10 protein-coding genes are annotated in these 14374 nt (G+C 34.6%); 6 read left to right on the forward strand and 4 right to left on the reverse strand.

Going from position 1 to position 14374, the window contains the following annotated elements:
- Nucleotides 1–59: 59 nt before the first annotated feature.
- From L3049_RS13220 to L3049_RS13235, 4 genes are read left to right on the forward strand one after another with little or no spacing between them, the layout of a single operon-like run.
- The gene (locus tag L3049_RS13220) at nucleotides 60–737 is read left to right on the forward strand and encodes a YiiX/YebB-like N1pC/P60 family cysteine hydrolase (protein WP_275110287.1); all 678 of its coding nucleotides are present in this window, start codon (nucleotides 60–62) and stop codon (nucleotides 735–737) included.
- A 17-nt stretch (nucleotides 738–754) separates the two neighbouring features.
- Nucleotides 755–3625 (forward strand): PD-(D/E)XK nuclease family protein, encoded by a 2871-nt coding sequence (locus tag L3049_RS13225; RefSeq protein ID WP_275110288.1) that lies wholly within the window; start codon nucleotides 755–757, stop codon nucleotides 3623–3625.
- Between the two features lie 9 nt (nucleotides 3626–3634).
- Entirely contained in the window at nucleotides 3635–5569 is a 1935-nt protein-coding gene (locus L3049_RS13230) for an OmpA family protein (RefSeq protein ID WP_275110289.1), read from the forward strand.
- Between the two features lie 6 nt (nucleotides 5570–5575).
- On the forward strand, nucleotides 5576–6712 hold the full coding sequence (locus L3049_RS13235; protein ID WP_275110290.1) for a cysteine desulfurase family protein: 1137 nt from the start codon (nucleotides 5576–5578) through the stop codon (nucleotides 6710–6712).
- A 9-nt stretch (nucleotides 6713–6721) separates the two neighbouring features.
- Here L3049_RS13235 and L3049_RS13240 read toward each other — a convergent pair whose 3' ends face one another.
- Nucleotides 6722–7255: a DUF4468 domain-containing protein gene (locus L3049_RS13240; RefSeq protein WP_275110291.1), complete on the reverse strand. Its 534-nt coding sequence runs from the start codon at nucleotides 7253–7255 to the stop codon at nucleotides 6722–6724.
- A gap of 472 nt (nucleotides 7256–7727) precedes the next feature.
- On the opposite strand from L3049_RS13240, the gene L3049_RS13245 reads away from it, so the two are divergent.
- On the forward strand, nucleotides 7728–10838 hold the full coding sequence (locus L3049_RS13245; RefSeq protein WP_275110292.1) for a serine hydrolase domain-containing protein: 3111 nt from the start codon (nucleotides 7728–7730) through the stop codon (nucleotides 10836–10838).
- Here the strand turns inward: L3049_RS13245 and L3049_RS13250 are convergent.
- Genes L3049_RS13250 through L3049_RS13260 form a run of 3 tightly spaced genes read right to left on the reverse strand, consistent with a single transcriptional unit; the run spans nucleotide 10809 to nucleotide 13025 of the window.
- Nucleotides 10809–11267 (reverse strand): CYTH domain-containing protein, encoded by a 459-nt coding sequence (locus L3049_RS13250; protein WP_275110293.1) that lies wholly within the window; start codon nucleotides 11265–11267, stop codon nucleotides 10809–10811. The two genes, L3049_RS13245 and L3049_RS13250, sit on opposite strands and share 30 nt — an antisense overlap.
- 12 nt (nucleotides 11268–11279) lie before the next feature.
- Nucleotides 11280–12047 carry a type III pantothenate kinase gene (locus tag L3049_RS13255; protein WP_275110294.1) on the reverse strand — a complete coding sequence of 256 codons (768 nt, stop codon included), beginning with the start codon at nucleotides 12045–12047 and terminating at the stop codon, nucleotides 11280–11282.
- A 27-nt stretch (nucleotides 12048–12074) separates the two neighbouring features.
- Complete coding sequence (locus tag L3049_RS13260) at nucleotides 12075–13025, reverse strand: NAD(P)-dependent oxidoreductase (RefSeq protein WP_275110295.1); 951 nt, start codon at nucleotides 13023–13025, stop codon at nucleotides 12075–12077.
- Between the two features lie 167 nt (nucleotides 13026–13192).
- On the opposite strand from L3049_RS13260, the gene L3049_RS13265 reads away from it, so the two are divergent.
- Nucleotides 13193–14350, forward strand: coding sequence for an ATP-grasp domain-containing protein (locus L3049_RS13265; protein WP_275110296.1), 1158 nt, complete (start codon nucleotides 13193–13195; stop codon nucleotides 14348–14350).
- Nucleotides 14351–14374: the final 24 nt, after the last annotated feature.

Here is a 14374-nt window from a genome sequence, read left to right on the forward strand (position 1 = left end):
TATGAACTCGCTTCGGATTACTTTAGTTTTTTATACCATAAATAAGAAAAATACTACAAATGTTTTTACTTCGACTTTTGATTGGCTTTGTGATTATCACCCAATTTTTAGCCTGTGATAATTTACAAAAAAAATCGCGATTTGCTTTAGAAAAGGGCGATCTTCTTTTTCAGGATTTAGATGCTGATTCCATTTCTAGTGCGATAGAAACAGTAACGGGAGGCGCGAATAAACTGAGCTTTTCTCATGTTGGAATTGTAGATCTTAATAAAAATGGAGATACGCTTGTTTTAGAGGCAATATCAAAAGGAGTTTGTTATACAAAATTGAGTTCCTTTTTGAAACGAAGTCTCAATAAAAGTGGAAAGCCACAGGTTGAGGTTGGGCGCTTGAATCCTGAATTTAAAGCATTAATAGATTCCGCTTTATTGGAGGGGAAGGAGCTGATAGGCAAAGCGTACGATGATGTTTACGTAATTGGGGATTCAAATTACTACTGTTCTGAACTGATTTATGAGATGTTTGCGAGTAATAAGGATTCCATAGAAGTATTTAAGCTAAATCCGATGTCTTTTAAGGATGCACAGACGGGTGAATACATGCCTTTCTGGATTGACTATTACAAGAAGTTAGGTGTTGAAATCCCGGAAGGAATGCCAGGTTTAAATCCAAATGGTATGTCGCTGTCTCCAAACATAGAAATGGTTTATTCTTACCATTCAGAAAACAAATACTAAAATATTTTATACAATATATGAATTCATTTTTACGTCAATTAACTGCAGAACTTTACGAAAAGTACGGTAGCAATTTATCCAACTGTATGTTGGTGTTTCCGAATCGTCGTGCTGGACTATTCTTTTCAAAATACCTGAATGAATTAATTGATCAGCCAATATGGGCGCCAAAAATTCTAACCATTAATGAATTTTTTAAAGAACATTCGAATCTTCAGACAGAAGATAATTTGGGTTTACTTTTTCGTCTGTATAAAATTTACATTCAAAAAATGGAGGTTTCTGAGAGCTTCGATGAATTCTATCATTGGGGAGAAATGCTTTTAGGGGATTTCGATGATTTGGATAAGTATCGTGTGAATGCGAAACACCTGTTTCAAAATTTGGCAGAAGAAAAGGCAATTGATGATTTGTTTGATTATTTAACCGAGGAGCAAATTGAAGCCATACAATCGTTTTGGAGTACATTTCGACCAGAGAAATATTCAGAGCACCAGAAGGAATTCGTGAAACTTTGGGAAAACCTGTATCCAATTTATACCGATTTCAGAAAAGAATTGGAAGGTAAAGGATTGGCTTATGAAGGTATGGCATCACGAAACTTGGTGGATAAACTAGAAGCTGGAGAGATAAAAATAAAAGAAGACAGAGTGATTTTTATTGGTTTTAATGCATTAAACCGATGTGAAATGAATTTGTTTGATGAATTAAAAAGGCAAGATAAAGCTGATTTCTATTGGGATTACGATGAGTCGTATTTGAAAAATCCATATCATGAAGCTGGTTTGTTTTTGCGCGAGAATACCAAACGATTTCCATCTCCTAAAACCAATATAACTTTTGATAATATCAAGAATAATAACACAAGTGTAGAATTTGTGTCTTTGTCGTCGGAAGTTGGACAAGCAAAATATGCACATTCTGTTGTCGATGAATTTTGCAAGAATTCGGATGATGCCCTAGAGGAAACGGCAATTGTATTGGCCGATGAGGAGTTGCTTCTTCCTGTTTTGCATTCCATTCCGCAAAGTGCAGAAAATGTGAATGTAACCATGGGATATCCGGCCAAAAATACGCCGGTAGCAAGTTTACTTCGTTTGGTTATCGATTTGCAAAAGAGCATAAAGAAGCAAGCTGGTGATGTTTTATTTCATCACAAACAAGTATTGGCTCTACTGAATCATCAATATTTGAATTCCGTAAATCCAGAATTGGCTCATAAAATCAGTCAGGATATTTTAAAAACGAATCGAATTCAAGTTCCGCAGAGTATTATTAAGGGTGATCCGGTTTTAGAAAAGTTGTTTTCACCGGTTTATAGTGTAGAGCAATTTTCTATTTATTTGCTTGAATTATTACAAGGAATTTATCAGAAACTAGATACCAATGAGGAGGAGAAATCATTGGTAGATAAAATCGAACGAGAATATATTTATCATCTATTTTTGGCTATAAAAAGATTAACTGGTTTGTTGAGCCAGCATAAAATTGAGATCAAACTTGATACTTTTTACCGTTTGTTGGATAAAATGATTCAATCTCTGAGCATTCCATTTGAAGGAGAACCCTTAGCCGGATTACAAGTGATGGGTATACTTGAAACACGTTTGCTCGATTTTAAAAAGATTATAGTTCTTTCGATGAACGAGGGGAAATTGCCTAAAACAGGAACCTCAAATTCATTTGTACCTTATCATCTGCGTCAAGGGTTTGGTATGCCAACCATCGATCATCAGGATGCTATCTTTGCCTACTATTTTTATCGCTTGATTCAACGACCAGAGGAAATTAAACTTTTGTATAGCACACAAAGTGATGGAATTCGAACAGGAGAAATGAGCCGTTTCCTTTATCAGTTGAAGTACGAATCTGTATTTAAGGTAGAAGAAAAACATCCGTCTTACGATATTTCATTACAAGAAGCCAAACCAATTAGTGTTGCTAAAAATGAGCGAATTCAAACTCGTTTAAATGAATATTGTGGAACGAGTTATAAGAGCTTTTCACCATCGGCATTAAATACCTATTTGCATTGCAATTTAAGTTTCTATTTTAAATATTTAGCAGGCTTAAAAGAGCCAGATGCAGTTTTGGAAGAGATTGATCCTCCTACTTTTGGAAACTTGTTTCACTCAGCATTGGAGGAATTATACAAGCCTTTTGATGGGAAAACAATTCAGAAAGAAGAGTTGGAAGCCATTCGAAAGAATAAAGGATTGCTAGATGATGTTTTGAAGGATGCTTTTCGATTCAACTATTTTAAATTGGAGAAGGAGCAACCAATGGAGATTAATGGAAGGAACCTTCTGATTTTTGATATCCTAAAAAAGTTTATCGATCGAATCTTGGTTTTGGATCAGAAGTTCGCACCCTTTAAAATTGTTTCTTTGGAAGGAAAATACAAAATACAAGTTCCTATTGGCGAGAAACAGGATCGAATGGTTAATATTAGTGGCTTGATTGATAGAGTAGATCAGTTGGGTGATACCATTCGAATTTTGGATTACAAAACTGGAAAAGCTGATTTGATTTTTAAGGATATCGCTTCTCTTTTTGAAAAGGAAGGAAAGAATAATAATAAAGCAGCCTTTCAAACTTTATTGTATTGTTTGTTTTATGATGAAAATTTCAATCCGGGATTGCCAATATCACCTGGTATTTATAGCTTAAAAGAGTTTTATAACGATAGTTTTGATTGTATTCTCTCACAAAAAGAGGGTAGAGGGAAAGCTGTTAAGGTTGAGGATTATAAAGTATTTAAAGAGGAGTTTGTAGATGGCTTAAAAGTACTTCTGGAGGAGATTTTTAATCCAGAAATTCCATTTTCTCAGGTAGAAAACAAAGATATTTGCCGAACTTGTGTTTATTCAGAAATCTGTCATCGATAAATCCGTAAAATGTTTCGACATTCTTTTATATTGATTATTTGTTTGCTGATTGGCCTTACTTCCAATGGGCAGAAGAAATATAGCATTAAGTCAAAAAAGGCGATTAAGAACTATGAGGCTGCTGCCGAAACTTATCGTCAAATGGACAATGTAGAATCCTTAAAATACCTAGAACAAGCTGTTGAGAAAAGTCCTAAGTTTATTGAAGCTTGGTTGTTTATGGCTGATGTGTTGCATGAAACAGGTGAAACACAAAAGGAAATTGCGGCCTATTTAAAGGCTATTGAAATCAGTCCTGATTTTTTTTCGAACGTTCATTTTAACTTGGGGAATGCTTATTTGAAAATTGGTGAGTATGAAAAAGCACAAAAAAAATACAAAGATTTTTTAGCCATCCATAAGATCTCATCTCGAAACAAAGCCTTGGCAAAATCGAATTTGAAAAATTGCCAGTTTGCATTGGAAGCGATCTCAAATCCAGTGGATTTTAATCCTGAAAATTTAGGCGAAACGGTCAATTCTAAGTTTGATGAATACTGGCCAAGTCTTACCGCCGATGAGGAATTATTAGTTTTTACTCGCTTGGTCGGAGATGAAAAGGAAGTAACGATTAAAAGACAAGAAGATTTTTACTATTCCTATAAGCAAGATAGTTTATGGCTGCCTTCGAAACCATTATCGACCGTTATTAATACAGCGAAAAATGAAGGAGCACAAAGTATAACTGCAGATGGTAAATACATGTATTTTACAGCTTGTAGTCGTCCAGATGGTTATGGGAGATGTGATATTTACTATTCCGTAAAGGAAGGCTCAGAATGGTCTACTCCAATAAATTTAGGTAAACCAATTAATTCGAAAGGCTGGGAAGCACAGCCAAGTATTTCTGCCGATGGACAAGAGTTGTATTTTGTTAGCAATCGAAAATCGGGTAAAGGAAAAATGGATATTTGGCATTCGCGACTAATCGAAATTCAAGCCAACGGAAAACCTCGATGGACACAGCCAGAAAATCTTTCAATTAACTCTTCAAAAAACGAAATGTCTCCCTTTATTCATGCAGGAAATAGATATCTGGTATTTTCATCGGATGGCTTAACTGGAATGGGTGGATATGATCTTTTTAAAACCGAGCTTGATGAAGATCAAAAATGGAGTGAACCTGTAAATATGGGCTATCCAATAAATACTTACCATGATGAAGTTGGTTTGGTTGTTACAGCAAGAGGAGATAAGGCCTATTTTTCATCGGACCGTTTAGAAGGAAAAGGAAAGGATATTTTCAGCTTCGATATGCCGATTGAGCTTCAGCCTCCTTCGGTTTCCTGGTTGAAAGGTAATGTGTTGGATGCAAAAACGAGGAAGCCAATTTATGCTTCCTTAATGCTGATTGATTTGCAAAATAAGGATACAATAAGTCAGATTAAATCGGATCGAAAGAATGGTAATTATTTGGTTTGTTTACCAGCCGGCCGAGATTATCTTTTTTCCGCTAAAGCGGATGATTATTTGTTCTATTCTGATCATTTTGAGATGTTAGATCAAAAGAAAAAGACAGATCCTCAAATATTGGATATTAATTTGAGTAGAGTTGAAAAAGGAAGTGAAATTGTACTTCGAAATGTCTTTTTTGAGCTGGATTCATGGGAGATATTGCCAAAATCAGAAATTGAGTTAGAATATTTATTTGATTTACTACTTAAAAATGAGGAGTGGAAAATAGAAATTGGTGGTCATACGGATAATTCAGGAAGCGAAGACCATAATATTTCACTTTCCAATAAAAGAGCCAAAGCTGTCTGCGATTTCTTAATTTCTTCAGGAATTGATAAAGATCGATTGCAATTTAAAGGTTATGGAGCTTCTCAGCCAATCGCTACAAATGATTCGGAAAAAGGACGAAGTGTAAACCGAAGAACAGAATTTAAAATCCTCGAAAAATAAAATAATATGCTGCCTATTTATTTAGATTACAACGCTACTACACCTGTAGCACCAGAAGTTGCTGATGCGATGTTGCCGTATTTAAAGGATTTTTTTGGCAATCCGTCTAGCGCTCATATTTATGGTCAGCAAAGCAAAAAAGCGGTTGACAAGGCTAGAGGACATGTTGCTCAATTGCTGAATTGCCATCCGAAAGATTTGATTTTCACCAGTGGAGGAACAGAGTCAAATAATTATGCTTTAAAAGGCTATGCTTTTGCAAATAGAAGTAAGGGAAATCATATTATCACTTCTTCCATAGAGCATCCCGCTGTTAGCGAGGTTTGTAAATATTTGGAGACAGAAGGTTTTGAAGTGACATATTTACCGGTTGATGAAACAGGGCGTGTGCAAATCGCTGACGTGGAGGCTGCTATTCGACCCGAAACGATTTTAATTTCGGTGATGTATGCTAATAATGAGGTAGGAACTCTTCAACCAATAGCAGAAATTGCGAAAATTGCGAAGCAAAATGGGATTGTTGTACATTCTGATTGTGCGCAGGCAGTAGGCAAGGTTATCGTAAATGTTGAGGAGCTAGGTGTTGACTTGTTAACTGTTGCCGGTCATAAATTTTATGGACCAAAAGGAATTGGTGCTTTGTATATTAAGAAAGGTGTTAATTTACAAAAGTTGATGCATGGGGCTGATCATGAAGGCAATAGAAGGGCAGGAACAGAAAATGTATTGGAAGCTGTTGGATTGGGAAAAGCTGCTGAACTGGCTGCGTCAGGAGAAGACGAAAGAATAAAATATGAAAAAACACTGATTTCACAATTACGAAATGAATTAGAGCAATTAGATGAGATTCAGTTTAATGGAAACCCAGATTTTTCATTGCCTAATACTTTAAGTGTCTCTTTTAAAAACCTACAGGCAAATAGAATTTTAGGTAGAATGAAAAATGTGGCTGCTTCGGCAGGGGCTGCATGTCATACTGATTCTATAAGCATATCCGCTACATTAGAAGCTATGAAAGTTCCTATGGAATATGCAATGGGAACCATTCGCTTTTCGGTTGGTAGATACACGACTAAATTAGAAATGGAAAAAGCTGCACAAGAAATAATAGACAGCGTTCAAGCACTTCGCAAAGAATTGTAAAATCTTGCTCTAATGGGAGAATCTCTCACTGCTTTGTAATAGTTTGCTTGCCATTTTAATCGTATTGTCTTTTAAGGTTTGATTTAACCAACGAGTTTTTCCTGATTTTTTATACAACTTGCTTTTGGAGAACCAATCAGTAGGATAGGAAGTTACAGAAGGAATTCCTTGTTTGCCATATTCAGGTATGCTCTTGTAATAAATATTGCATAATTCAATTGTAGAATTATCATGAACGAGTATTGTAAAGTGCATTTTGGTTTGATAAACAGATTCCTTTTTGCTTAAAAAAATAGGTACTGAAGCTTTGTATTTCACATCTCCAACCTTTGGATTAAAATATACTATTTCACCAATTACATCATTAGGAAGAGCGTTTAACCAATTTGTAATTTGATTTGATTCAATCTGCTTCTGCTGATTTTTCGCTTCAAATTTTAGATTTCCACTGTCATCCGTTATCAAAATAATGTTATCAGACACTTGTGCAAACAAGGAAGTGTTTATTGAAAATGCTAACAATAAAAATAGAAGATGTTTCATAAGAGAAGGTTTTGAATTAGTAATTCAATAGTGTGTCACACTCTTGTTTAATTTACTGCATTTTGCTGATTTTTCAAAATGATAAAAATTAAAAGGAAAGATAAGTATTGCTTTGTTTGCGTGTAATCAGAGAGATAAGGTGCTTGTGTTATGTTCAATACGATAAATTTGGCATACTTGACACTTGTTTATTAATTGATCTTGAGATAAATTTACTATTGTAGTAAAAAGGTAGAAGTACCTTAGTTTAGCATATTAGGCTTAGCGTGTTTTCAGTTCATTCTAAGTTTTTAGTATGGTTTTAGTTGTAAGTAATAGGAAAGGGGCATTGCCCCTTTTTCTTTTTCCAAAAAATCTAAGCTTATTTTCTTTATCAACCTTTCATTAAAAGTGATGAATAATTCTCTTTATTGATAATGGATTCATAATTTTGTTATACGCACAAATTTTATGCGAAAAGGACAACTTTTTTATGACTCATATATATTCTCATTATAGATTACTTTTAATTCTTATTTTTCTTTTTAGTAGTTTTTTAGTTTCAGCTCAACGTATTCCTATTCAAGAAAACAGATTGATTGATCGATTAAGTGAAAACAATCAATGGGCAGATTCAATTTTATCTACTTTGAATGAAGAGGAGAGGATTGCTCAATTGTTTATGGTTGCGGCATACTCCAATAAAAGTAAGGCAGAGGCAGATAAGATTGCCAAGCTAGTAGGAGAATATCAAATTGGGGGTATTATCTTCTTTCAAGGAACACCTGGCAAACAAGCAGAATTAACCAATAAATATCAAAGTTTGGCTAAAGTTCCGCTTTGGATTGGAATGGATGCCGAGAATGGCCTCGGAACCAGATTGAAGCAAACTTTGCGTTATCCTAGACAAATTACTTTAGGTGCAATTCAAGATGATGAGTTGATTTTTCAATTGGGGAAGCAGATAGGAAAAGAATGTAAAAGATTAGGCGTTCACGTTAATTTTTCGCCTGTAATGGACGTTAATAATAATGCGCTTAACCCTGTAATTAATAGTCGTTCATTTGGCGAAGATCGTTTTAATGTCAGCAATAAATCTCATGCTTTTGCAACAGGAATGCAAAAATCAGGTATTGTAGCAGTGGGTAAACATTTTCCAGGACATGGAGATACCGAAACAGATTCACATTTTGAACTTCCTTTGGTTGATCATCAAAGAACAAGGTTAGATTCAATTGAATTGTTTCCATTTCGTTTGTTAATAGAGAATGGTTTAGGAGGAATCATGGTTTCTCATTTAAATATTCCAGCCCTCGATTCTGTTCAGAAAGTTGCAACCTTATCCAAGCCAATTGTTTCCAATTTGCTAAAAGAAGAAATGGGTTTTAAGGGAATTGTATTTACCGATGCTTTGAACATGAAAGGGGTAAGTAAGTATTATTCCAAAGGAGTGGTTGATGCTAAGGCATTAATTGCAGGTAACGATGTGCTTCTATTTACCGAAGATGTGGCAAAGGCGATTAAGGAGATAAAACTTGCAATTCAAAAAGGAGAGCTTTCGCAAAAAGAGATTGATGAGAAATGTTTAAAAATATTAAAAGCCAAGCATTGGTTGAATTTGTCAAAGTACAAACCAATTGAGATGAACCGCTTGTGGTCTGGCTTAAATACTCAAGATGGTTTTTTATTAAGAAGGAAGTTAACCGAAAATGCAATTACGCTCGTAAAGAACGATGACGATTTAATTCCTTTAAAGAGACTGGATACTTTAAAGATTGCATCGGTTGCAATGGGTGTTCCAATACGAAATCGGTTTCAGGAATACATGGGTAGATATGCAGATATTGACTTTTTTCAGATCGAGAAAAATGCATCCATTGAGAGCTATTTCAATTTGTTGAAGAAGTTAGACAAGTACAACTTAGTGATTGTTAGCAAGCACGATAGCGATCTTCGTGTTACAAGGAGATTTGGAATCACAAATCAGACTATTGAGTTTCTATCCGAGATATCAAAAAGAAAAAAAGTGATTTTTGATCTCTTTGCAAATCCTTATGGCTTGGATCTATATGAAGATACCGATCGATTAAAAGGAATCATGGTTTCTTATGAGGATAATCGCGAAACGCAGATGGCTTCTGCACAAATTATTTTTGGAGGTCTTGCTTCAAAAGGAAAGCTGCCAGTATCCGTAGGAAATAACTTCCCTATTGGAACAGGATTTGAAACGAAACATAATCGCTTAGGATTTTCTTTGCCAGAACAGGTTGGCTTAAAAACCTTACAATTGAATGTTATTGATTCTATTGTGGAGGATGCGATTAAGAAAAAGGCAAGTCCTGGATGTCAAGTATTGGTTGCAAGAAAAGGTAAAATTGTTTTTAATAAATCATACGGACATCATACTTATAGCAAAAAGACAGAAGTACGTAATCCTGATATATATGATTTGGCATCTCTTACGAAGATTACTGCAACGCTGCCTAGTATTATGCAGATGAGTGATGAGGGCTGGATTGATGTTGATAAAACACTAGGTGACTATTACTCAAAAGCGAAGAACTCGAATAAGGATACTTTGGTTTTAAGAAAGATATTGGCACATGAGGCTCGCTTGTTGAGTTGGAAACCATTTCATTGGGAATCTATCGATTCAACAAGTTTTGACAAGGAGTTGTTTAGTCGGAAATATTCGAAACGATATAGTTTAAAAGTGGCGGACCGATTGTATCTCGATCGGAATTACAAATTTAGAAAGGGAATTTTCTCTAAAGTAAAATCCGATGAGTTTCCAACACGTGTAGCGAATGCAATGTATATCAACAAAGGGTATCACGATACGATTATCAATCAAATTTTGGCTTCAGAATTAAGAGAATCGAATGGCTATAAATACAGCGATTTAGGCTTTATTTTAATGGGTGAGATGATTAAAGAAACTGCAGGCAAAAGAATTGATCAATATGTGAAAAAGAATTTTTATGACATGTTGGGAGCTTCAAGTTTAGGTTACTTGCCGTTAAAACGATTTAATTCGAAACGAATTGTACCAACTCAAAACGATAAATTCTTTCGTAAGCAGTGGCTCGAAGGTTATGTGCATGATCCTAGTTCTGCGATGTTAGGAGGGGTTTCTGGACATGCAGGTGTATTCGGGAATGCTAGTGATTTGGCAAAAATGATTCAGATGTATCTGCAGGGTGGAACTTATGGTGGTGAAACATACATTAGTGCGGAGACCATGAATCAATTTACCTCAAGAGCATATCCTGATACTGAGAACAGAAGAGGAATTGGCTTCGATAAGCCTTTTTACGACACTAAAGAAAAAGGAGGACCAACTTGTGAACAAGCTTCGGAATTGAGCTTTGGGCATACTGGCTTTACGGGAACGATGGTTTGGGTTGATCCAAAATATGATTTGGTATATATATTTCTTTCGAATCGTATTTGCCCCGATGAATCAAATACAAAATTGATGAAGATGGATGTACGAACGAAAATTCAGGAAGAGATTTACAAAGCTATAATTTCGGACGATTCATCTAATCCTGAATATTTAAGTTTGCCATTTTCACCATTTGGAAAAGGGGTGCTTTATTAGTTCAACGTTTAAATATTTGGGATCCTTGGTTACTTCGGTGTTAATCCAGTTTGGTAAATTGATTTCTTGTTCTTCCGAGGAAAGTTCTACTTCAGCAACAATCAATCCTTTGTTTTCGCCTTCAAAAACATCAACTTCCCATAGTAAATTTTCATACTTGATTAGATAACGAATCTTCTCAATTTTTGATTCGCAAAGTACTAAAAGTTCATTCGCATCCTTCATTGGGATTTCGTATTCAAACTCCGATCTACGAAGTGGATTAGTTCCTGTTTTAATAGTTAACAATGCTTTATTACCGGCAATTCTTATGCGTAGACTTTTATCTGGATCGCTCCAAACATAGCCTTGAATCAACTTTTTTCCTTCATTTGGAAGTTGCAGTAATTCTGGCTTTACCAGATATTTCCTTTCTATTTCTAATGGCATCGTATGTTGGTATTACTTGTAAAATTGTTTTCCGATAATCTTAAGACCATCTAGTGTAAGCATCGGTTCATGATGATCGAAACAATCAATCAAAGGTAGCATTACAGATGATAATCCTCCAGTAGCAATTATGGTAGTTTCTCCATTTAGCTCTTCCTTCATTCCTTTTAGTAATGACTCAATTAAACCTTTATAACCGAGTACAATTCCGGCTTGCATGGCATGAACCGTATTTTTTCCAATACAGGATGGTGGAATTGCAATTTCAATATTTGGTAATTGAGCTGTTTTCTGTGAGAGTGATGCCATTGCAGTTTTTAACCCAGGAGCAATGGTCACACCAAGAAGGTTTCCGTCAGATTGTATCACTGTGAAAGTAAGAGCAGTTCCAAAATCAACAACAATACAATTACCTGAATATTGATTGTGAGCAGCAACTGCATTGGCTACTAAATCTGTTCCAATTTCATAAGGATTGCTAATTCCAATATTGAGTTGAGGGTAGATCTCAGGGCCCAATACTAATGGATTCTGATTGAATAGTTTTTGAATCATCTCTTTAATTGGATGAATCAAAGAAGGAACGACGCTACTAAGCACAATTCGATCGATCTTATCTAAATCAATATTTCTACTTGCCAGTAAAGTTCTGTAAATAACCTCGTATTCATCTGCCGTTTTATTGGCAACGGTATGAATTCTAAATTGTTCGCACCAATGTTCATTGCTTGATATTCCACAAACAACATTTGAATTTCCAATGTCGATAGCTAAAAGCATATTTTTTAATTCTAAGTTTAATTGTACTTAGTTAACTCTGTTTTTTTCGATTCCCTTAATTAAATATGAAATGATATTTTCGCTCGCTTCTAAACCCATTTCTATTCTAGTTTCAATGGTGGAAGTGCCAATGTGAGGTACCAATACTACATTGTTTGCCTTGAGTAAATCTGAGTGAATGAATGGCTCATTCTCAAATACATCCAATCCAGCTCCTGAAATTAATTTATCTTTTAAAGCTCTTACTAAAGCCTGCTCGTCAATAACAGAACCTCTTGCTGTATTAATTAATAAGCTTGAGGTTTTCATTTTTCGAAATTCTTTTTCTGATAGTAAATGATGAGTTTCAGGAGTTAGAGGGCAGTTTAAAGATACAATATCTGATTCTTCAAGGAGTTTATCCTTCTCTACGAAAGTATAATGTTCATATTTTTTGTCAGTGATTGGTTTTCTATTGTGATAAATGATTTTCATTCCAAAAACAGATGCTTTTTCTGCTATTGATTTGCCTATTTTCCCCAAGCCTATAATTCCTAGTGTTTTTCCTCTTAAGGAATTGCCTAAGTTTTTCATAACTCCCCATTCAAAATCAGGATTTGTTTTTAATTGAAAATGGCAATTGCTAACTTGCCTTGAAAGGGATAACATAAGGGCCAAACACAATTCTGCAGTTGGTTCACAAACAGCATCAGGAGTGTTGCAAAGAATGATGTTATTGTTATTTACTGCTTCGGTGTTGATGTTATTAAAGCCAACACCATAATTACTGATGATTTTTAATTTTCGTCCAGCATTTATAATTTCTGCCGATATATCTCTATTGAATATTGACAAAAGAGCAGAACAATCGGGAATTAGCTTGATTAAATCACTATCAGAAAAGAATTCTTTTTTAGGATAAATTAATTCAAAATATTTTTCAAGTTCACTAAGTCCTTCTTTAGGAATAGCATATGTAACTAATATTTTATCTTTCACAGGATTGTCTTTTACTATTTCTTACAGCGTAAAAGGTAAGGATTTGAGCCATAATGACCATAAATAAGAATTCTTTTTTGAAGAATTTATTTAAAGTTTACTACAAGCAAATTTTGTAGCTTTGTAAAAGATTTACAATCTACAAACACACATAACACTACTGTTTAATGATTTTATTAGATAAGCCTTACGTTTCCAAATTTTTGAAGGAAACAATCGTGAAATATGAATTTCCTGTTATAGATACTGGTAATGTTACCGAACATGGAGAGTTATCACTAATTAGCAGCGACGAAATTGTTCAGAAATTTCGTGATAATCCTGATAGTAGAATTTATACAAATTCTGAGAACTCAATTAACTGGGTTGTAAATCATTTGGGATTTACCAGGTTACCGGATTACATCAACATATTTAAGAACAAGATTGAATTTCGTAAATTAATTCAATCGATGTATCCTGATTTCTTTTTCAAGGAAGTTTCTTTACAGGATTTAGATGAAGTAGACTTGGATGAATTACCTATGCCATTTATAATTAAACCTGCAATTGGCTTCTTAAGTTTAGGAGTGCATAAGGTTGTTGATGAGAGCGATTGGCTTAAAGTTAAAGCTTTGATTCATGAAGAATTTACAGATGCTAAGGCATTATTTCCTATTGAGGTTGTGAATGCATCTTCATTTTTGATAGAAGAAGTTATTGATGGGGAAGAATTTGCTTTTGATGCTTATTTTGATGAAAATGGTGATGCAGTAATTCTAGGAATTTCGAAACATCTTTTTGCATCTGATAAAGATGTAAGCGATCGGGTATATTATACTTCTAAAGAGTTAATAAAAACCTACTTACCATCCTTTTTGGGCTTTGTAAAAGATTTAGGAAATGCGGCAGAATTAAAGAATTTCCCTGTACATGTCGAAGTTAGAGTTGATGAAAATGGAAAACTAATACCAATTGAGGTGAATCCAATGCGATTTGGCGGCTGGTGTACAACTGCAGATTTAACTTATATGGCGACTAAACTAAATCCTTATCATTGCTTTCTAACCAATGTGAAACCGAATTGGGATCAGGTTTTAGAAGAAATGGATGAGGAGATATACAGCTTGGTTATTTTAGATAATTCAACAGGAATTCCATCTAAAGAAATTGTTGAATTCGATTACGATACGCTGCTAGCTAGGTTTTGTGAGCCTATTGAGTTGCGAAAAATTGATTATAAAATGTACTCAATTTTTGGAATGTTATTTACTAAAACGCCTAAAGAGAAATTTGTTGAAATAGAAGAGATATTGGTTTCAAACTTAAAAGAATTTGTACTTTAAATTATATGGACCCCTTTCAATTAT

It is taken from the genome of Labilibaculum sp. DW002 (assembly GCF_029029525.1).
Taxonomy (GTDB): Bacteria; Bacteroidota; Bacteroidia; order Bacteroidales; family Marinifilaceae; genus Paralabilibaculum; species Paralabilibaculum antarcticum.

Excerpts from the sequence above, each read along its gene's own strand:
- L3049_RS13220 (WP_275110287.1), top strand. The coding sequence starts at position 60 with ATGTTTTTACTTCGACTTTTGATTGGCTTTGTGATTATCACCCAATTT.
- L3049_RS13230 (WP_275110289.1), top strand. The coding sequence starts at position 3,635 with ATGTTTCGACATTCTTTTATATTGATTATTTGTTTGCTGATTGGCCTT.
- L3049_RS13225 (WP_275110288.1), top strand. The coding sequence starts at position 755 with ATGAATTCATTTTTACGTCAATTAACTGCAGAACTTTACGAAAAGTAC.
- L3049_RS13235 (WP_275110290.1), top strand. The coding sequence starts at position 5,576 with ATGCTGCCTATTTATTTAGATTACAACGCTACTACACCTGTAGCACCA.
- L3049_RS13245 (WP_275110292.1), top strand. The coding sequence starts at position 7,728 with ATGACTCATATATATTCTCATTATAGATTACTTTTAATTCTTATTTTT.
- L3049_RS13250 (WP_275110293.1), bottom strand. The coding sequence starts at position 11,267 with ATGCCATTAGAAATAGAAAGGAAATATCTGGTAAAGCCAGAATTACTG.
- L3049_RS13265 (WP_275110296.1), top strand. The coding sequence starts at position 13,193 with ATGATTTTATTAGATAAGCCTTACGTTTCCAAATTTTTGAAGGAAACA.
- L3049_RS13255 (WP_275110294.1), bottom strand. The coding sequence starts at position 12,047 with ATGCTTTTAGCTATCGACATTGGAAATTCAAATGTTGTTTGTGGAATA.
- L3049_RS13240 (WP_275110291.1), bottom strand. The coding sequence starts at position 7,255 with ATGAAACATCTTCTATTTTTATTGTTAGCATTTTCAATAAACACTTCC.